A 20571-nucleotide genomic window follows, 5' to 3' on the forward strand; every position below is an offset into this window, starting at 1 on the left:
GTTTCGCGGCGAACCGTCAGAAGCGCTTAGTGGAGCTTCTTCGGCAGCATCTGGCTGCGCAGGCGCTTGTGCAGACGCTTGACGGCTGCTGCCTTCTTGCGCTTGCGGACTGCGGTCGGCTTTTCGTAAGACTGGCGCTCACGCAGTTCAGCGATCAGGCCATTTTTTTCGATAGCGCGACGAAAGCGGCGAATCGCCACTTCGAACGGCTCGTTTTCTTTCAGAAGAATCGTCGTCATGTCGTTCCTAAATTGCTTAAACGGTCAAAAACGTAGCGGCCAAGCGCCACGCACCGGCCATCCGAGCGTTCCCACAACAGGCGAAACGAGCGGAAATACGGCCTCGGAGGCCGGAAAAGAGAGGCGGAAAGCACCGCGAGTACGCTTCACAACCGCGTGCAGCGCCGCGTTTGACTGCCAGCAGACATGCCGAAAACGGCAAAGGCGTGACAGAAATCTCAATTCAGCCCGCCATCATAGCAGGAAATCACAGACAAAACCATCCTTTTGTTGATCCCGGCTCGTCGCGCCGTGCGACGCGGCCGCGCACGCCGCCCCGCGAGGCCGGCGCACGGTCGGCCGGGAATCGCTGCGGGCCATGCCGGGCGAGGACGTCGCGGCGAACCGCCCCTTCGGTCCCGAATTTCCTTGCGCATCCCTCTAAAGTTTTCGCCGGGTGCCGCCGTCAACCAGGAAAGGCGGGCAGCGCCAGTCGCGATAAAGCGCAACGCCGAAATCAGAACCTGTCTGTATCCCAGGCATTTTCCAAAACGAGGAAGCAAATGCTGAACATCAACACCAACATCCTTTCGCTGACGACGCAGACGAATCTGTCGGGCTCGCAAAGCGCACTGTCGCAAGCAATCAACCGCCTGTCGTCGGGCAAGCGCATCAACACCGCTGCCGACGATGCAGCAGGCCTGGCGATCTCGACGTCGCAAACGGCGGCAATCAATGCGCTGACGCAAGGTGTTGCAAACGCGAACAACGGCATCTCGATGATCCAGACCGCCAACGGCGCGCTGCAATCGACGGTCGACAACCTGCAGCGTATCCGTACGCTGGCGCAACAAGCGGGCGACGGCTCGCTGGATTCGGGCGCTCGCGCGAACCTGCAAGCTGAAGTGTCGACGCGTCTCAGCGAAATCGACCGTGTCGCATCGCAAACGACGTTCAACAGCCAGACCATCCTGGGCGGCGCCGGCAGCGTCACGTTCCAGATCGGCGCAGCAGCGAACCAGGTCGTGACCGTCGACTTCGGCACGGCGAACTGGAACAGCACGGGCATGAGCGTGAACACCCTGAGCGTCGCCACCCAGTCGGGCGCGCAATCGGCGATCACCGCGATCGACGCGGCACTGAAGCAAGTCAACACGTTCCAGGCAACGCTCGGCGCAGCACAGAACACGTTCCAGGCTGCGATCTCGACGACGCAAACCCAGGCAACCAACATGACCGCGGCTCGCTCGCAGATCACCGACGCGGACTTCGCGACGGAAACGGCGAACCTGAGCAAGGCGCAAGTGCTGCAACAAGCCGGTATCTCGGTTCTGGCGCAAGCGAACTCGCTGCCGCAGCAAGTCCTGAAGCTCCTCGGCTAATCGAGCAGCACCCGCGGCGGGCCACGTGCCCGTCCGCCTCCGGGCACGGCGGCGTCGCCATCGGCACTCGATGCGACTCCGCCGCAACCGCCCTGATCAGAATTCTCCAGGGAGGCGCGCCTCCCTCTTTGCATTGAACCGCGGCGCCCCGCCGCATCGCGCACGTCGACTGCGCGGACGACCGGAGCAACGGCATGGCCACCACGACCCCCGTCAGCAGCACGGACATCAGCACCATCCTGGCGAATGCAGGTCAATCGATCATCAGCGGCGCGACCAATTCGTCGCTCGACGTCAACACGCTCGTCACGACACTGGTGAACGCGAAGACGGCCGGGCAATTGCAGACCCTGCAGACCCGGCAGACGAACGACAATACGCAGCTGTCCGCCATCGGCCAACTGAAGGGTGCGCTGTCCGCGCTGCAGACCGCGCTCACCGGCCTCTCGAACGGCACCACGCTCAGCAGCCTCGCCGCGACGGCGAGCGGCACGGGCATCACGACGTCGATCAAGAGCGGCAGCGGCGCGGTGGCCGGTTCGTATTCGGTGAATGTCACGCAGCTCGCGACCGCCAACAAGCTGTCGTCGGCCGGCGTGACGGCGGCGGACACGATCTCGGCCGGCTCGCTGAGCATCACGTTCGGCAGCAACCCCGCGTTCAACGTCAACGTGGCGGCCGGCGCGTCGCTGTCCGACATCGCGTCGTCGATCAACTCCGCGTCCGGCAATGCCGGCGTCACCGCATCGGTCATCACCGGTTCGGACGGCCAGCATCTCGTGATGCAGTCGAACCTCACCGGTGCAGCCAACACGATCTCGATCACGGGCACGGGCGTCAATTCGAAACTGACGTCGGGGTACACGACGGTCACGCCGGCCGCCGACGCGCAGTTGACGATCGACGGCACGCCGGTGTCGAGCGCGTCGAACAACGTGTCGGGCGCGCTGACGGGCGTCACGCTGGCGCTGTCGCAGGCCGCTGTCGGCACGACGCAAACCATCACGCTGTCGCAGGACACGGCCGCGGCGACGACCGCGATCAACAATTTCGCGACCGCGTATACCAACTTCGTGACTACCGCGAAATCGCTGTCGAGCTACGACCCGACGGCGAAGACCGCCGGCCCGCTGCTCGGCGACGCGATGTTGAACACGATCAGGAACACGCTCGCGACGACGCTCAGCAGCGGCGTCACGACGGGCGGCACGACCTATGCGCTCGGCAGCATCGGCATCAACGTGGACTCGACCGGCGCGATGTCGGTCGACACCGCCGCGCTGACCACCGCGCTCAAGTCGAACGGCTCCGCGGTGGCGGCGATCTTCAACCAGACGAATGGCGTCGCCCAGGCGCTCAATGCGAACATCAACTCGTACACGCAGACGTCCGGCCTGATCGATCAGCGCACCAACGCGATCAACGCCGACCTGAAGAGCGTGCAGGCCCAGGCGACGCAGCTGCAGAGCTACTCGGACCAGTTGACCACGCAATACAATGCGCAGTTCACCGCGCTGAACACGCTGATGGCGACGATGGCGAACAACACCCGGTACCTGACCCAGCTGTTCGGCGGCCAGAACAGCGCCGGCGCGCTGGCCAACAACAAGTAAGCCTTGGCTGCACCGCCCCTTCGGAGCCGAACCATGACGAACGACACCCTGTCCCGCGCCTTCGACCTGACCCGTGCCATGCAGTCGGCGGCCGACGCACGCGACTGGGTGCGCGTCGCGGCCCTCGCCGACGAACGCTCGCCGCTGCTGATGAACCTGTCCGGCGAGCAGACGCCAGACGCGCTGGACCGCGTGCGGCAGATCATGGCCATCGACGCGTCGATCACGGAGCATGCGCAGACCGACCGTGACCGCCTGGCCGCGGAATTTGCGCAGTCCCAGGAGCGGATCAAGGCCGCGAGCCAGTACCAGAAAGCCGGCATGCTGTGACCGGCCGGGCGTCTCGCCCGCCGCGCATTTCGAATTAAAAGACGCCGCCAGTCGAGCGGTCCGTCGTCGCCGTACCGTCGAGCCGCTTCAATGCGGCTTTTTTTTCGCCTGCACGCGGGCGTGCGAGCCGGATCGCGCCGGCCACGCCCGCGTCGCCCGCCCGACGGCCGCCTCGATCATCCCGGGCGGGCGGCCCGACGATGCGCGCGCGGCTTCCCGCCGCGGCGCGATCCCGCTCGTCACGCGTCCCGGGGCGCCGTGTCGCCGCTGGCGTAGCGGGCCCACATGCCGTGCAGCGCGTCCTCGAGGTTGCGTGCGAAGCGCGACGCATCGCACAGCGGCGACGCCAGCGCGCGCTCGCGCAGCGTTGCACGCAGCGTCGCCAGCCCGTCGCGGTCGCGCGCGAACGCGACGGCCTTCGCGAGGTACGCCGCCTCGTCTTCCGCGATCCATTCGCCCATGCCCGCCGCGTGCAGCAGGCTCTCGCAAATGTGCGTGACGAACCGGCTGCCCTTCATCCCGAGCACCGGCACGCCCATCCACAGCGCTTCGGCGGTGGTCGTGCCGCCCGGGTACGGGAACGGGCTCAGCGCGATGTCGATGCGGTTGTATGCGGCGAAGTATTCCGCACGCGGCGAGCCGCCTTCGAGGATCAGCCGGTCCGCGCCGATGCCGTGCCGCGCGAAGCGGTCGAGCGTCGCCTGGTTCACGTCGCCGGCGCCGAGCTCATGCGCCTTCAGCAGCAGGCGCGCGTCCGGCAGCGCGTGCAGGATGCGCGACCACAGCGCGACGACCTGGTCGCTGATCTTGATCAGCTTGCCGAAGCAGCCGAACGTGATGCCGCCATGAGCCGCCATCGGCAGCGGGCCGACCGCGACGTCGTACGGCGGCGGCGTGAAGCACAGGTAGCTGTCCGGCAGTCGCCACGGCCGTTCGGTGAAGTGATGCGCCTCGTCGGCCGGCAGCGTATACGCATCGCCGATGAAATAGTCGATCGCGCGGCACCCGGTCGTCGCGAAGAAACCGAGCCAGCTCGCCTGCACCGGCGCGGGCTTGTGCCCGAAGATCGGCAGGCCGCTCCAGTTGGTATGGCCCGCCATGTCGATCAGGATGTCGATGCCGTCGTCGCGAATCAGTTGCGCGGCCTCCTCGCGGCCCAGACTGACCACCTTCTTCCAGCTCGCGAAGTTCGGCCTGAGCCGCGCCGTCACATCGTCCTCGCCGACGAACGTCACATAGGCATGCGGCTCGATGCGCGACCGGTCGATCCGCGCGAGCACGCTTTCAAGGAAGATGCCGACCGGGTGCTGCCGCAGGTCGCCCGACACGAAGCCGACGCGCAGCGGGCGCCCCTGCGCCTGCGCGACGCGCTGCGCGCGGTCGTGCTCGAACGGACGCGCGTCGCGCTCGAGATGCTCGCCGTAGCGGCGCGCTTCGGCGACCCACTCCTGCGGCTCGAACGCGGGCGAACTCGACATGTTGAACAGCATCCGCGAGTACGCGCGATGCAGGTCGTGCCGGATCGCCGAGCGGAACGCATCCAGCGCGCCGGCGAGATCCCCTTTCGCCCACAGGATGTCGCCGAGCGTCATCTGCACCTTCAGCGGATCGATGCCGAGCTTCCGCGCGATCTCGGTATGCTTCATCGCCTCGTCGAGCTTCTCGAGCCGAAACAGCGCGGCGGCGAGGTTGTGATGTGCGTCGGCATCGTCCGGGTTCAGGTCGATCGCATGCCGGTGGCTCAACTCCGCGGCGGCCAGCAAGTTGAGGTTGTGATACGCGAAGCCAAGGAAGTTGTATGCGTCGGCCAGTTCGGGATCAAGCTCGATCGCGTGCCGGCACACCTGCACCGCCTGCCCGTATTCGCCCTGCTGGTTGCGCAAATCGCCGAGCCATGCCCATGCCCGTGCATGCGCGGGGTCGATCGCGATCGCCTGCTCGAGCAGTTCGAGCGCCTTGTCGAAATCGCCGATGCGCTGCAGCAGCCTTGCCAGTACGCAGTGCGCGTCCGCGTCGCCCGGATCGAGTCCCTCGCGCGCATGGTCGACCGCCCCCCGCAGATCGCCTGCCGCGCGCAGCGTCGCGCTCAACCCCTGGTGCGCGACGCGCAAGCCCGGTTGCAGCGCGATGGCGCGACGATAGGCGTCCGCGGCCTCGTCGAATTTCTCCTGCGCATGCAGCGCGTTGCCGAGATTGCAGTACGCCTCCGCGTATTGCGGCTGGTGCGCGACCGCCTTGGCGTAGCTCGCCGCCGCCGCCTCGTGCTCGCCCAGATCCTGCAGCGCGTTGCCGAGGTTGTTGTACGCCTGCGCGTAACCGGGGCGCAACTCGATCGCGCGCGCGCAGCTTTCCATCGCGGCCGTCGGTTCGCGCGCGTCGCGCAACGCGTTGCCGAGGTTGTTGTGCGCTTCCGGATAGTCCGGCCGCAGCGCCACCGCGCGCCGATAGTGCGCGATGGCGTCGTCGAGCCGCCCGCTTTCGCGCAGCATGTTGCCCAGATTGTTGAAGTACGACGCGTCCGGCCGCTCGACGAGCGATTGCTCCATCAGCGCGAGCCCCGCGTCGTACTGCTTCAACTGGCACGCCAGCAGCCCGAGGAAATGCAGCGCGTCCGGCTGGCCCGGCTGCGCGGTGAGGATCGCGTCGTACAGCGTCTTCGCTTCCGCGAGACGCCCCGCCTGATGATGCGCCAGCGCGGACTGCAGCGTGTCGTGGATATCGTTCATGCTTCCTGCTCCGAGTTCGTATAGCGTTGCCACATGGCGACGAATGCCGCTTCGAGATGCGCGGCGAACCGGCGCGCGTCGCACAACGGCGATGCGAGCAACTGCGCGCGCAGCCCGGCGCGCAGCGCCGCGAGCTGCTCGCGATCGCGCATCGCCGCGATCGCCTTCGCGACATAGGCGTCCTCGCCGTCAGCGACCCATTCGCCCATGCCCGCCGCGTGCAGCACGCTTTCGCAAATGTGCGTGACGAACCGGCTGCCCTTCATCCCGAGCACCGGCACGCCCATCCACAGCGCTTCGGCCGTGGTCGTGCCGCCCGGATACGGGAACGGGCTCAGCGCGACGTCGATGCGGTTGTATGCGCCGAAGTATTGCGCGCGCGGCGAACCGCCCTCGAGGATCAGCCGGTCCGCGTCGACGCCATGCCGCGCGAAGCGCGCGACGGTCGCATCGCGCACGCCGTCGCGGCCGAGCTCGTGCGCCTTGAGCAGCAGCCGCGCGTCCGGCAGCGTGTGCAGGATGCGCGACCACGCGCGCACGACGTCGTCGCCGATCTTCACGAGCTGGCCGAAGCAGCCGAACGTCGGATGGCCGCTCGCCGCCATCGGCAGCGGGCCGACCTCGACGTCGCAGGCCGGCGGCGTGAAGCACAGGAAGCTGTCCGGCAGCCGCCACGGCTTCTCGACGAAGTGATGCGCTTCGGCATCCGGCAGCGTGTAGCGGTCGCCGATGAAGTAGTCGATCGCGTCGCAGCCGGTCGACGCGAAGAAGCCGAGCCAGCTCGCCTGCACCGGCGCGGGTTTCCAGCCGAACACGGGAAGCCCGCTCGACTGCGTATGGCCCGCGAGGTCGACGAGGACGTCGATCTCGTCGTCGTGAATCATCCGCGCGGCCGCCTCCGGACCCAGCGCGGCGATCGAGCGCCAGCCGTTCGCGTGCGGCTTCAGTTTCGCGGTGATCGCGTCCTCGTCGTCCGTGGTCACGTACACGCGCAGGTCGATGCGCGTGCGCTCGAGGTGCGCAAGCACGCTTTCCAGGAAGATCCCGACCGGGTGCAGGCGCAGGTCGCCGGACACGAAGCCGACGCGCAGCGGCCGCCCTTGCGCGCGCGCGGCCCGCTCGCGCGGATCGTGCACATGGCGCGTCGAACGCGCGGCCACGTGCCGGCCGTAGCGCCGCGCGTCGGCCAGATAGTCGGCGGGGTTCACGCAAGCGGACGCCGCCGCGCTGAACAGCAGCCGGTTCAGCACGGTCGCCGCGACGTCGTCGGCGTCGTCGCGCACCAGCGCAAGCGCATCGCGATACGCGTGGACCGCGGCATCGACGTTGCCCTGCGCGCGCAGGATGTCGCCGAGATTGACGTGCATCAACACGGCCGGCGGGCCGGCCTGCAACGCCTGCCGGCAATACACGAGCGCCTCGTCGAGCCGCTGCAGCTTCAGCAGCACGACGGACAGGTTGTGGCACGCGCCGGCGTCCGCCGGATTCAGCGCGACCGCCGTGCGATGGCACGCTTGCGCGTCGTCGAGCCGGTTCAGTCCGTGGTACGCGTTGCCCGCGTGGTTGTGTGCGTCGCCGAGGTTCGGCGCGAGCCGGATCGCGTCCAGCGCATGCGCGAGCGCCTCCGCGCAGCGCAATTGCTTGTGACGCACGGCGCTCAGGTTCGCATGGGCCATCGCCATCGACGCGTCCAGCTCGATCGCGCGGCCGTATTGCGTGGCGGCGCCGTCGAGGTCGCCCAGATCCTGCAGCGCGTTGCCGAGGTTGTTGTACGCCTGCGCGTAGCCGGGGCGCAGCTCGATCGCGCGCGCGCAGCTCTGCATCGCGGCCGTCGGTTCCCGTGCGTCGCGCAACGCGTTGCCGAGGTTGTTGTGCGCTTCCGGATAGTCCGGCCGCAGCGCCACCGCGCGCCGATAGTGCGCGATGGCGTCGTCGAGCCGCCCGCTTTCGCGCAGCATGTTGCCCAGATTGTTGAAGTACGACGCGTCCGGCCGCTCGACGAGCGATTGCTCCATCAGTGCGAGCCCCGCGTCGTACTGCTTCAACTGGCACGCCAGCAGCCCGAGGAAATGCAGCGCGTCCGGCTGGCCCGGCTGCGCGGTGAGGATCGCGTCGTACAGCGTCTTCGCTTCCGCGAGACGCCCCGCCTGATGATGCGTGAGCGCCGCCTGCAATGCCTGTCCTGTTCCGTCCATCTCGTCTGCTCTGCTCAATAGGGATGCGGTGCGCGTCCGAAGTCGATCAGCCTGCCGCCGTGCCCGATCGTCACGGCCGGCGCCGCCATCCCGTCGCGCGCCATCCCGACGACGGCGTCGCGCACGCGCCGCCGGTCGGAACGACGATCACGCCGGCCGGCGCGGCGTTCAGCGCGACGGGTACCATGTTCCGCTTGCCGCCGGCGTGGAAATGACCCCGCACGTCACGTCGTGCGCGGCCTCACACGGATGCGCCCGCCGCGGCTTCGACGTGCTGCGCCCACATGCCGTGCAGTGCGTCCTCGAAGTGGCGCGCGAAGCGGGGCGCGTCGCACAGCGGAGACGCGAGCACCTGCGCGCGCAGCGTCGTGCGCAGCGCCGCCAGCCCGGCGGGCTGGCCGACCTGCACGACGGCCTTCGCGACATACGCGTCGTCGTCGTCCGCGATCCACTCGGGCAGCCGCGCCGAATGCAGCAGGCTCTCGGCGATGTGCGACAGGAAGCGCTCGCCGCGCCGGCAAAGAACAGGCACGCCCATCCACAGCGCTTCGGCGGTCGTCGTGCCGCCCGGATACGGGAACGGGCTCAGCATCAGGTCGACGCGCCGGTAGGCGGCCAGGTATTCGGCGCGCGGCGAGCGGCCTTCGAGGATCAGGCGCCGCGCATCGATGCCGTGCGCCGCGAAGCGCGCGGCAAGCGCCTGCTGCTCGCGCGGATCGTCGAGATGCTCCGCCTTCACGAACAGCTTCGCGCCCGCGACCGATTGCAGCACGCGCGACCAGACCGCGACGACGTGAGCGGTGATCTTCGCGAGCTTGCCGAAATAACCGAAGGTCGGATGGCCGTTCGCGAGCATCGGCAGCGCGCCGACGTCGACAGGCTCGGCCGGCGGCGTGAAGCACAGATAGCTGTCCGGCAGATGCCACGGCCGCTCGGTGAAATGCGCGGCCTCGGCGGGCGGCAGCACGTGACGGTCGCCGATCACGTAGTCGATCGCGCGCACGCCGGTGCTCGCGAAATAACCGGGCCAGCTCGCCTGCAGCGGCGCCGGCTTCCACGCGAACAGCGGCAGGCGGTTGTAGACCGTGTGACCCGCCGCGTCGAGCAGCACGTCGATGCGGTCCGCACGGATGCGCGCGGCCGCCGCTTCGTCGCTCAGGCCGGCAATGCAGGTCCACGTCGCGAAGGCCGGCTTGATGCGGGCGGTCACGTCGTCCTCGACGTCGCGCGTCGGGTACGCATGCATCTCGATCCGGTTCGCGTCGAGATGCTTGAGCATGCTCTCGATGAAATAGCCGACCGGATGCGCCTTCAGGTCGCCCGACACGATGCCGACCTTGAGCGGCCGCCCGGCGCGCGGGGTCAGGTCGACGAGCCAGTCCGTCCACGGCGTCGCGCACCGCGTGACGACTTCGTCGTAGCGCGCGGCCTCGGCGAGATAGGCGTCGTGGTCGAACGCTTCGCTGCAGTGGCTCGCGAACAGCAGGTTGCTGCGCGGCTCCGGCAGCTCGGGGCGCAGCGCCACCGCGTGCCGGTAAGCCTCGAGCGCGGCCGGAATCTCGTTCAGGTCGAACAGTGCATTCGCAAGATTGTTGTAGGCCTGGCCGTTGTCCGGCTTCAGCGAGATCGCGTGGCAGAACGCATCGACGGCCGCGCGGGCGTCGCCGGCGAGCCGCAGCGCGTTGCCGAGGTTGTTGTACGCATCGACGTAGTCGGGCCGCAGCTCGATTGCGAGACGGAAGCACTCGGCGGCGGCGGCGTGACGATTGTCCGCCTGCATGACGTTGCCGAGGTTGTAGTAGTACATCGCGTCCGGCCTGATCTCGATCGCCGCCATGATCAGGTCGGATGCCTCCTGATAGCGCCCGTACCGATGGCCGATCAGGCCGAGCAGGTGAAGCGCGTCCGCGTGCCGGGGATCGGTGTCGAGGATCTGCCGGTACAGCGTCTCGGCCTCTTCCAGCCGGTCGGCCTGATGGTGTGCCAGCGCCTGTTCGATCGTGGCGGCGGCGGGGGAGGTGGGCATCATGAGCTATGTCGTCCTGGTAGCCAATACGGATTCGAATCGCGGCCGGCTCCGCTGCGTCGGCGCACGCCTTCGCCCGCGGACGCACGCACCGACGGTCTCCGACGTGTCCGAATTCTCCTCGCGCACGCCGCGTTCCAATCTGGCGAGCAAGTGCTGGAATTGGTCGCTATTCCCGCTACTGCGAGCCGCACCCGCGGGTGCCCCGAATTCGCGCCGGACAGCCGCGAATCCATCGAAATGCGGGGTGAAACCACCCGCTAATCCGACATTCGATCCTGGCGGCGCTCGCTAGACTTGATCGCAGAAAGATGTCCGACCTGCGACGCCCGGACGGCTGCGCATTCCGATGCCGCCGCGCCGACGCGCGCTCGTCCGGTCACACCCTTTGTGCCTGGAGCCCTGTGTATGCACGAATCAGCGATCATCACCAACGCAGATGGCGATCAGCTCGCGGCGCGCCGCGAACTGTTCGACCTGATGCAGACCTACCCCGCGACGCGCGAGGAACTGGAACGGTCGCTCGGCCTGTTCGTGCGCGGCTCGCTCCTCGCACGCATTCTCGCGACCTTCGAGATCTATCAAAAAATCGTGCCGCTGCCGGGCGCGATCCTCGATCTCGGCACGTGGCGCGGGCAGACCGCCGTGCTGTGCGAGAACTTCCGCGCGATTCTCGAACCGCTGAACTTCCAGCGCCGCATCCACGCATTCGATACGTTCACGGGCTACACGGGCTTCGCCGAGCACGACACGCGCGACCGCAAGCTGTTCTCCGACGGCACGTATTCGCTGTCCGGCGAGTACGCCGACCTGCTGCGCAAGCTGCTGAACCTGCACGAGCGCAGCAACGCGATGGGGCACGTGCATGACAAGCACCACGTGTGGGAAGGCGATTGCCGCGACACGCTGGCGGCGTTCGACGAAGCGCATCCCGGCGAGATGGTCGCGCTCGCGTGGTTCGACCTGAACGTGATCGAGCCGACCCGGCACGCGTTCGACGCGGTGATGAAGCGGCTGGTGCCCGGCGGCGTCGTCGCGTTCTGGCAGCTCACCCGCGGCGGCCAGCTGCCCGCGGAAGGTATCCATTACCTGCGCGACCTGCTCGGCAACCGTCCGCACCAGATCCACAAGGCAGCGGCCTATCCGTCGCTCTGCTACCTGTCATTCCCCGAAGGCGGGGGCACACGCAAATGAAGATCGCGATCCTCGGCAACGGCATTCTTGGCCTGATGACGGCCCGCGCATGGCAGCACGCCGACCCGGGCGTCGAGCTCGTGATCGTCGGCCACGCGCATCGGCCCGGCTCGGCCACGCGCGCCGCGGCGGCGATGCTCAATTCGTTCACCGAACTGGAAGGCGATTCGCTCGGCACGCCGATCGACCGCTTCAAGTTCGAGCTGAGCCGCGGTGCGACGGCGGCCTGGCCCGCCGTATTCGCCGAAATCTGCACGCCGGAGCGCGCGATCGCGTACGGCTTCGGCACTTTCGTGCTGAACAACGCGGCGACCGACGCGCTCGACGACGAGAACTTCGCGGCCATGCAGCGGTTCTGCCGCGAATTCGAGGAGCCCTGCGAGGCGGTCGATCCGTCAGGCATCCCGAACTATCATCCGGACCCGCGCTATCGCGCGCTGAAGGCGGTCTTCCTGAAGCGCGAAGGCTGGGTCAATCCGAAACAGTTTCTCGACGCGCTGACCGAGTCGGTCGCACGAGCCGGCAACGTGCGCTTCATCGACGCCGAGGTCGAGCGGCTCGACACCGCGGCCGGACGCGTCACCGCGGCGCGCCTGTCCGATGGCGGCGTGCTCGGCGCGGACCGCTTCATCCTCTGCAACGGCGCCAACGTGACGCGCGTGCTGCAGGCGAGCCTGCCCGAGTTGCCGGTGCAGCGGATGTTCTATGGCATCGGCATGTCGATCGAACTGCAGAGCGCGGAGAACGTGCACACGCACTGCGTGCGCACGACCAACCGCGGCCTCGCGTGCGGCGTGTATTCGGCGCCGTACGGGCCTGACCGGACCCTCGTCGGCGCCAGCAACTACATCAGCCCGGTGCCGCACGAGCACGGCCACGCCGGCAGCGCGTACACGCTGCTCAAGTCGGCGATGGACCAGATCAACACCCGCTTCTCGCGCGCGAACCTGGTCAACGTCAACGTCGGCTGGCGGCCGACGACGTCCGACCTGTATCCGCTGTTCGGCGAAACCAGCGTGCGCGACCTCTGGATTCTCGGCGGCACCAAGCGCGACGGCTTCCACCTGTCGCCGGTACTGTGCCGCGATCTCGTCGCGGCGATGCGCGGCGAGCCGATCGATCCGCGCTACGCGGAACTGGCGCCCGAACGCCCGCTGATCCGCAACATGACACGCGAGGCCGCGATCGCGAAGACGGTGCGCCATCAGATCAATGCCGCGTACCAGCACGACTTCGTGCCGGCGCGCAACCGCATGGTCGACCAGCTCCGGAACGCGATGCGCGCGGACCTGGAGGCGCTGCACGACAAGCTGGGCGCAACGGACTGGGGCATTCCGCCCGAGCTCGTCGACATGTACCGGTACGGCCACATTCCGGCATGAGCGGTGCGACCATGAACCGCGACGCGAAGCGGGTGGCGATCGTCCAGTCCAACTACATTCCGTGGAAGGGCTACTTCGACCTGATCGCCGCCAGCGACGAGTTCATCCTCTACGACGACGCGCAGTACACGCGCCGCGACTGGCGCAACCGCAACCAGATCAAGACGCCGCAGGGCGTGCAATGGCTGAGCGTGCCGGTGAAGGTGAAGGGCAAGTATCACCAGTCGATCCGCGAAACCGAGATCGACGGCGCCGACTGGGCGCCGCTGCACTGGAAGGCCCTGCAGCAGAACTACGCGCGCGCGCCGCACTTCGCGCGCTATGCGGACGAGCTCGAGGCACTCTACACCGGCCGCACCTACGGGATGCTGAGCGAGCTGAATGTCGCGATGCTGACGTGGGTCCTCCGGCAACTGGAGATCGGCACGCGCGTGTCGTCGACGTCGGACTATGCGCTGCACGGCGACCGCACCGAGAAGCTGCTGAACCTGTGCGTGCAGGCGGGCGCGACCGAGTACCTGTCCGGCCCGGCCGCGCGCAGCTACCTCGACGAGAACCTGTTCGCCGATGCCGGCATCGCGGTGCGCTGGTTCGACTATCCGGCCTATCCCGAGTATCCGCAGCAGTGGGGCGATTTCGTCCACGGCGTGACGGTGCTCGACGTGCTGTTCAACTGCGGTCCCGAAGCGCGCCGGTACGCGCTGACCTCGAAAGACTGAGGTGATGTCCATGAGCGAATCCCGGCATGCGAGCCTGCTGGAAGAAGTGGCCGCGTACTACAGCGCGCGGCTGGCGGAGCACGGCGCGACCGCGCGCGGCGTCGACTGGAACGGCGAATCCGGCCAGTTCCTGCGCTTCGAACAACTGACCAGAATCCTGCCCGCGTCCGGCGGACACTCGGTGAACGATATCGGCTGCGGCTACGGCGCGCTGGTCGATTTCCTGAAGGCGCGCGCGCTGCCGGACGGCTTCGCGTATGCGGGCTACGACATCTCGTCCGACATGGTCGACGCCGCGCGGCAGCGCTACCGCGACGACGCGAACGTCGCGTTTCATGTCGGCGCGCAGCCGCAGGCCCCGTCGGACTACGGGATCGCATCCGGCATCTTCAACGTCAGGCGCGGTCACGACGACGACGCGTGGCTCGACTACATCCACGCGACGCTCGACACGCTGCACGCGACGAGCCGGCTGGGCTTCGCGTTCAACTGCCTGACGTCGTATTCCGATCCGCCGTTCATGCGCCCGGACCTCCTGTACTACGCGGACCCGTGCGCGCTGTTCGATCGCTGCAAGCGCCGCTTTTCGCGCCACGTCGCGCTGCTGCACGACTACGGCCTGTACGAATTCACGATTCTCGTCCGCAAGGACATCTGAGCGGCGCCGCGCGCGAGCGCGCGGCCGAACGTCCCACCCTTACCGCGGAGCCTGACCATGTTCGGCCCACCCAATCTCGACAGCATTCCGTTCGGCCGCCCGTTCGTGGTCGGCAAGGAGCTCTACTACATCGCGAAAGCGGTCGAGCAGGGCGGCCTCGCCGGCGACCAGGCGTTCACGAAGCTCTGCCACCGCTGGCTGGAAGCGCGCATCGGCTGCCGGCGCGCGCTGCTCACGCACTCGTGCACGGCCGCGCTCGAGATGGCCGCGATCCTCGCCGACGTGCAGCCCGGCGACGAAGTGATCATGCCGTCCTACACGTTCGTGTCGACCGCCAACGCGTTCGTGCTGCGCGGCGCGACGCCGGTGTTCGTCGACATTCGCCGCGACACGCTGAACCTTGACGAGACGCAGATCGCCGCCGCGATCACCGAGCGCACGCGCGCGATCGTGCCGGTGCACTACGCGGGCGTCGCATGCGACATGGACGTGATCGGGCAGCTCGCGGCGGACCATGACCTGTGGGTGATCGAGGACGCCGCCCAGGCGCTGCAGTCCACGTGGAACGGCAAGCCGCTCGGCGGCCTCGGCCACCTCGCGTGCCTCAGCTTCCACGAGACCAAGAACGTGATCTCGGGCGAAGGCGGCGCGCTGCTGGTCAACGACCCGCGCCTCGTCGAGCGCGCGGAGATCATCCGCGAGAAGGGCACCAACCGTAGTCAGTTCTTCCGCGGGCAGGTGGACAAGTACACCTGGGTCGACGTCGGCTCGTCGTTCCTGCCGGGCGAGCTGATCGCGGCGTTCCTGTACGCGCAGTTCGAGCACGCGGACGTGATCACCGCGCAGCGGCGCGCGACCGTGCAGCGCTACCAGGACGCGCTGCAGCCGCTGCACGCGGACGGGCTGATCGAGCTGCCCGCGATTTCGCTCGCCGAGCGCGGCAACGGCCACATGTTCTATTTCCTCGCACGCGACCTCGCCGAACGCACCGCGCTGCTGCAGCAGATCCGCGCGGTGGGTGTGAACGCGGTGTTCCACTACGTGCCGCTGCACAGTTCGCCGGCCGGCCAGCGCTACGGGCGCTGCGGATCCGGCATGGCGGTGACGGACCTCGTCGCCGACCGGCTCGTCCGGCTGCCGCTGTACCACGACATGACCGAAGCCGAACAGGATCGCATCCTCGACGTGGTCTTCGATTTCTACCGCACCCGATAACGATGACGATTCCCCAATCTGGCCTGGCGCACGGCGGTTCGCGCATCTTTACGCGACTCGACCACCCGTACTACATACTCGCGCCGAATTTCCGGCAAACCTCCGGCGGGATCCGCGCGATGCACTACCTGTGCCACGTGCTGAACCTGCTCGGCCACGAAGCGTACGTCTGCACGCCGGTCGTGCATCCCGACCTGCGCACGCCGCCGCTGACCAACGACATCGTGCAGGCGCACGCCCGCGCGAATCGCAGCCCGATCGTCGTCTACCCGGACGTCGTCACCGGCAATCCGTTCAATGCGCGCTGCGTCGTGCGCTACCTGCTGGCCGAGCCCGGCCGCATCAACGGCGAACCGATCGCCCTGCAGCCGGACGACCTCATCTTCACGTTCGGGCCGTCGCTGGTGCCCGAAGAATGGAACGCGGACCTGCTGCGCATGCCGCTGGTCGACACGCGCATCTTCAACAGCGACGGTGTCGACGACGCCCGCCGCAACGGCACGGCCGTCTTCATCAATCGCCACCTGCGGCGCGGCGGCACGCTGCATCCGGTCACCGCCGAGTCGATCGAAATCTCGACCCGCGTGCCGGAACGTTCGGCGCACGAACTCGCGGCGCTGTTCCGGCAGGTCGAGTGCTTGTACACGTACGAATGGTCCACCGCCGTGTTCGAGGCACTGCTGTGCGGCTGCCCGGTCGTGTGCATCATGAATGACGCATCGCTGTCGGAGCCGACCCGGTGGGTGATGGACGGCAAGGGTATCGCGTGGGGCCTCGACGAACACGAGATCGCCCACGCGAAGGCCACCGTTCACGAAGCGCGCAGCGTCTACCTGAAGGAAGAGGAGACGTTCTGGCAGCAGTTGCAGAACTTCGTCGAGCGAACCCAGGCCCACGCGGACAAGCTCGATGCGCAAGCCGTCGCGCCGGGCGCCGCCGCCCGGGAACAGGCCGCGTCCGCGCCGCGCTCGTGCATCGCGGTCGTCACCGCCGAACCGGCCGACCACGCGCGCGCCAGCCTGCGTTTCGCGCAGCCGTTCGCGCGGCTGGACCGCGAATGGGCACTGACGTTCCCTGTCACGCCGGCCGGCATCGATCCCGACGCGCTGCAGCGCGCGGACCTGATCGTGCTGCAGGGCGACACGCCGGGCCTGCTGTCCGCCGCCACGCTGGAACACCTGTTCTCGCTCGGCAAGCCGGTCGTCCTCGAGATCGACGCGCCGCTCGACACGCTGCTCGCCGACATCCCCGGCGCGGCCGACAACGCGCGCCGCAAGGCGGGCATCCGCAGCGCCGTGCAGCGCGCGCATGCGCTCGTCGTGCCGTCGGAAACGCTGGTGCGGGAATACCGTCACGTCAACGCATCGGTCCACGTGCTGCCGACCGGCGTCGATCTCGAGCGTCTGCACCGCGCGGCGCCCGGCGTGCGCGACCACGTGAACCTCGCGGTTTCCGGCACCGGTCTCGACGGCGTGCGTCTCGAGCAGGTCCGCCTGGCGCTGGCCGAGCTGCGCCGCCGATTTCCGGGGAAGCTCCGGGTGTCGTTCGTCGGCGCGGCGCTGCCGGCCGGCTGGGACGGTGAACCGGACGTCACGCTGATCGCGGAGCCTGCCCCTTACGACAGCTACGCCGACGCGCTGAAGCGCGCGGACCTCGACATCGCGCTGGTCGCGGCGCCGGTCACGTTGCGCGACGATGCGCCGCCGCGCGCATGGCTCGAATGTTCGGCGGCCGGCGCGGCCACGGTGCTCGTCGCCACGCCGGCCGAAGGCTGCCCGGTCGTCCACGGCCGCACGGGCTGGCTCGTCGCCGACACCGCCGACGCGTGGGTCGACGCGATCGCGCACCTGATCGAGCATCCGCACACCCGCGCGCAACTCGCCGCGGCCGCGCAGGATGCAATCCGCGCGCAGCACGACATCGGCCGCAACGCCGCCCGCCACGGTGCGCTGTACGCGCGGCTGCTGGCGGAGAACCGCACGCTGGCGCCCGTCGCCGCGACCGCGGACGCCGCACCGCGCCGCAAGCGCCTGATCGTGTATTCGATCGATCCGGACGCATGCGCGTCGTCGCGAATTCGCCTCACGCTGCCGTTCGGTCTGCTGAGCGACGAATGGGAACTCGTCCCGGGCATCCGGGACGGCCAGATCGACAGCAGCGTGCTGGCCACGGCCGACGCCATCCTGCTGCACCGGCTGACGCCCGGCCTGCTGACGGGCAACGACCTGTACACGATCTTCAAGCATGAAAAGCCGGTGATCTACGAGACCGACGACCTGCTGACCGACCTGCCGCCCGCGCATCCGCTCGCCGCGCAAGGCGGGATGGCCCGCGCGGGGATCGAGCTCATGCTGCGCAACGCAGACGCCGTGATCGTATCCACGCCGTTCATCGCCAGCCGCTACCGGCTGTCGCACCCGCGCGTTCACGTGCTGCCCGACAGCGTGGACTTCGACCGGTTCTACCGCCCCGTGACGGTGCGCGACGACGACTGCGTGACGATCGGCATCGCCGGTGCGTCGCTGCGCGCCGACAACTTCGCGCTCGTCGACGCGGCGCTGCACGCGATCTGCGCACGCCATCCCGGCAAGGTCAAGGTGAGTTTCGTCGGCGCGGACGTCCCGCCGGGCTGGGCTGGCCACCCGGCCGCCGGGTGCGAGCCCGAGCTTCACGACTACGACGCGCACGCACGACGCCTGCCGGAACGGCGCTGGGACATCGCGCTGCTGCCGCTCGCCGACCATGACTACAACGCCTGCACGAGCACGATCCAGTGGCAGGAATACGCGGCGGCCGGCATCGCGTCGATCGTCAGCGACCGGCCAGCCTATCGCTTCGCGCTGCACGACGGCTGCGACGGCCTGCTGGTCCCGGATGCGCCGCAGGCGTGGGTCGACGCGCTCGACCGGCTGATCGCGAATCCGGCGCTACGCCGCGGGCTCGCGCGCACGGCGCAGGCGAAGGTCCGCAAGCATCACGCGCTGCAGCAGGCGCTGCCGCGCTATCGCCATGTGTATCAGCAGTGCATCGACAAAGGCGCGGTCGGCCACCCGCCCGGCCGGCCGGATGCGCCGATCGCCGGTGCGCTGATCCTGGATGCCGAAGGCGACCTCGACAAGGTCCGGCTGAGCCTGCAGGAAATCGCAAGGCGGCCGGAACAGGATCTGCTGGCGGTCGTGCTGACGACGTCGCAGGCGCGGCTTCCCGAATGGACCGACAAGGTGCGCTATCTGCACGCGCCCGCACACGAGTACACGGCCACCGTCGAGCACCTCTGCGCACTGCCGGCGTTCGACTGGGCGCTGATCGTCGAGGCGGGCGACGGACGTGCTGCGCAGGCACGGACGCCTGCGGATGCCGAGATCGCGTAGTTCGGCGCGCGCCGTGCCGCTTGCGCGATGCTGGCGGCCCGGCGCGCTGCCCCGGCAGTGCGCCCTGTGCTCAGTTAAACCCAGGCCAAGGTCAAGGCCATCCGAAGCGTCAGATGACGGAGAGGCCCGCGCAGCTCGCGCCTGACCGAGTTCGACGCACCACTCCTTGCAACGTGTCGATGAAAGCGCAAAGCCTCGCCCAAATGGAGGCTCGCCGATTAATTCACTCGCATCACATCGAAGGGGCCCAAGAGCCCCTTCGATGTGATGCGATAGCAATTTCGGCCGGAACGGCGACGACCGTGGCCCGAAAAATCAATTACGCGTATTGGGGCGCTTTGGCGGCTAACGCATCCAGCACCTTGGTGACTCTCCAGTGCTGCGCCTGAGTCCCGTTATAGGCAAACGCCCAAATGACGTTGTTGCCTTGCAAACTGTCGAAGTGGTCGTCGATCACGAGATTCGGATTTGCCACCGACGTGATATATCCCGGGCGCATAGTCAGGCTCCACCGCTGAGATACCGCACCGGTAAATTTACGCACGACGAGCGGTGTCTCGGCAGCAACCTTTCCGTCCTTAAAATCGATCGCCAACTGGTCCGCTGGAGAGTCAGGACTGGTGAAATCGAGAATGAAGAACCCTGGGCTGGCACGAAAATGCCACACGTTTAGTACATCCTGTTCGGTCAGATAGCGTAGTGCCAACGGCGAGTTGGGACCTACAAAGCCGCTCTGGCCAGAATCGGGCACAACGCCGATGCAGCGGCTCCGATCCGCGGCGAATTCAATGATCACGTCACTCATGATATTTTCCTTAAGATAATTGAGAAAATAATCGGCCTCGTCTTTCTTAAAACCCCCTTGAATTGCAAGGCCAGAGCGCCCCGCAATCCAAAGGTATCGGCAAGCCACCCTTATCGGTTCTCACCTGGATATAAAATAGACAAATGGCCTCTCGAGCTCAATTACACTTGATTACACATGGACGAAAATCGAGATCGATTGAATATTCGATGCCGACCACGTGCGACGTGACACGCCGCTGCGAGTGCTGAAGGGACCGTGCGAATGGGAGACGATGGAAATGGTACAGCGGTACGCCCACCTATCAGTCGATCATCTGGCGCACAGCGTCGCGCCGCCCACGGCCGAGCCCGCGCCGATTCCGGCTGCAATCTCGCTGCAACGGTAATGCACGACGAAGGAAGGAAACCGCTGAGAGCCTGACTAGACTTGGCGCGCCCGGCTGGGATCGAACCAGCAACCCCTGCCTTCGGAGGGCAGTACTCTATCCATTGAGCTACGGGCGCGTGAGACAGTGAAACGACCCCATATACAGGCCGTCCACGATTGGCAAGACGGCAAGGATACCCGGTTTCCCATGACGCGTCCACCTTGCCCGACGAATCGGCGTCAGAGCGCGATCCGTGCGGGTAAACACGCGCCATCGCGCCGCTCGCCGTGATGTAAACGTTCCGTCTATAATCGTCCGTGCTTCATTGGACTGCCATTTTGCCGTTGCACCGCGCTCACAATTCCTA

Annotated in this window: 14 protein-coding genes, 1 tRNA gene and 1 pseudogene; 10 read left to right on the forward strand and 6 right to left on the reverse strand. The window is 67.5% G+C overall.

Features of this window, described 5'->3' with window-relative positions; genetic code table 11:
• Window positions 1–26: 26 nt before the first annotated feature.
• Window positions 27–239 carry a 30S ribosomal protein S21 gene (gene rpsU, locus QZM15_RS23475; protein WP_006401410.1) on the reverse strand — a complete coding sequence of 71 codons (213 nt, stop codon included), beginning with the start codon at window positions 237–239 and terminating at the stop codon, window positions 27–29.
• Window positions 240–781: 542 nt separating this feature from the next.
• Between rpsU and QZM15_RS23480 the strand changes: the two genes are divergently transcribed.
• From QZM15_RS23480 to QZM15_RS23490, 3 genes are all read left to right on the forward strand, one after another.
• Window positions 782–1600: a flagellin domain-containing protein gene (locus QZM15_RS23480; protein ID WP_059580654.1), complete on the forward strand. Its 819-nt coding sequence runs from the start codon at window positions 782–784 to the stop codon at window positions 1598–1600.
• 194 nt (window positions 1601–1794) lie between these two features.
• A complete protein-coding gene (fliD, locus tag QZM15_RS23485; protein WP_089464457.1) occupies window positions 1795–3213 on the forward strand; it encodes a flagellar filament capping protein FliD in 1419 nt (472 codons plus the stop codon).
• A gap of 33 nt (window positions 3214–3246) precedes the next feature.
• Complete coding sequence (locus QZM15_RS23490; protein WP_059580649.1) at window positions 3247–3543, forward strand: flagellar protein FliT; 297 nt, start codon at window positions 3247–3249, stop codon at window positions 3541–3543.
• 239 nt (window positions 3544–3782) lie between these two features.
• Here QZM15_RS23490 and QZM15_RS23495 read toward each other — a convergent pair whose 3' ends face one another.
• The 3 genes from QZM15_RS23495 to QZM15_RS23505 form a co-directional block, all read right to left on the reverse strand.
• A complete protein-coding gene (locus tag QZM15_RS23495; protein ID WP_302107342.1) occupies window positions 3783–6269 on the reverse strand; it encodes a tetratricopeptide repeat protein in 2487 nt (828 codons plus the stop codon).
• Window positions 6266–8464 (reverse strand): tetratricopeptide repeat protein, encoded by a 2199-nt coding sequence (locus QZM15_RS23500; RefSeq protein WP_302107343.1) that lies wholly within the window; start codon window positions 8462–8464, stop codon window positions 6266–6268. Before QZM15_RS23500 ends, QZM15_RS23495 begins: the two co-directional genes overlap by 4 nt.
• Before the next feature lie 241 nt (window positions 8465–8705).
• A complete protein-coding gene (locus tag QZM15_RS23505; RefSeq protein WP_302107344.1) occupies window positions 8706–10493 on the reverse strand; it encodes a tetratricopeptide repeat protein in 1788 nt (595 codons plus the stop codon).
• A 405-nt stretch (window positions 10494–10898) separates the two neighbouring features.
• On the opposite strand from QZM15_RS23505, the gene QZM15_RS23510 reads away from it, so the two are divergent.
• Genes QZM15_RS23510 through QZM15_RS23535 form a run of 6 tightly spaced genes read left to right on the forward strand, consistent with a single transcriptional unit; the run spans window position 10899 to window position 19029 of the window.
• A complete protein-coding gene (locus tag QZM15_RS23510) occupies window positions 10899–11684 on the forward strand; it encodes a class I SAM-dependent methyltransferase (protein WP_059638416.1) in 786 nt (261 codons plus the stop codon).
• Complete coding sequence (locus QZM15_RS23515; protein WP_302107345.1) at window positions 11681–13066, forward strand: FAD-binding oxidoreductase; 1386 nt, start codon at window positions 11681–11683, stop codon at window positions 13064–13066. Before QZM15_RS23510 ends, QZM15_RS23515 begins: the two co-directional genes overlap by 4 nt.
• Window positions 13063–13785, forward strand: coding sequence for a WbqC family protein (locus QZM15_RS23520; protein ID WP_089464449.1), 723 nt, complete (start codon window positions 13063–13065; stop codon window positions 13783–13785). The genes QZM15_RS23515 and QZM15_RS23520 overlap by 4 nt, the downstream gene beginning before the upstream one ends.
• Before the next feature lie 10 nt (window positions 13786–13795).
• Window positions 13796–14443, forward strand: a complete 648-nt coding sequence (locus QZM15_RS23525) for a class I SAM-dependent methyltransferase (protein WP_302107346.1) — start codon at window positions 13796–13798, stop codon at window positions 14441–14443.
• A 57-nt stretch (window positions 14444–14500) separates the two neighbouring features.
• Window positions 14501–15658 carry a dTDP-4-amino-4,6-dideoxygalactose transaminase gene (gene rffA / locus QZM15_RS23530; RefSeq protein ID WP_059638424.1) on the forward strand — a complete coding sequence of 386 codons (1158 nt, stop codon included), beginning with the start codon at window positions 14501–14503 and terminating at the stop codon, window positions 15656–15658.
• A gap of 2 nt (window positions 15659–15660) precedes the next feature.
• Window positions 15661–19029 carry a glycosyltransferase gene (locus tag QZM15_RS23535; RefSeq protein WP_302107347.1) on the forward strand — a complete coding sequence of 1123 codons (3369 nt, stop codon included), beginning with the start codon at window positions 15661–15663 and terminating at the stop codon, window positions 19027–19029.
• Between the two features lie 319 nt (window positions 19030–19348).
• Here the strand turns inward: QZM15_RS23535 and QZM15_RS23540 are convergent, their stop codons facing one another.
• Window positions 19349–19834, reverse strand: coding sequence for a hypothetical protein (locus QZM15_RS23540; protein WP_059638428.1), 486 nt, complete (start codon window positions 19832–19834; stop codon window positions 19349–19351).
• 205 nt (window positions 19835–20039) lie between these two features.
• Here QZM15_RS23540 and QZM15_RS23545 point away from each other — a divergent pair.
• Window positions 20040–20222 (forward strand): annotated as a pseudogene (locus QZM15_RS23545) (hypothetical protein); the annotation flags it as partial.
• A 42-nt stretch (window positions 20223–20264) separates the two neighbouring features.
• Here the strand turns inward: QZM15_RS23545 and QZM15_RS23550 are convergent.
• Window positions 20265–20340 (reverse strand) — tRNA-Arg (locus QZM15_RS23550).
• Window positions 20341–20571: the final 231 nt, after the last annotated feature.

It is taken from the genome of Burkholderia sp. AU44665 (assembly GCF_030504405.1).
Classification (GTDB): domain Bacteria; phylum Pseudomonadota; class Gammaproteobacteria; order Burkholderiales; family Burkholderiaceae; genus Burkholderia; species Burkholderia semiarida.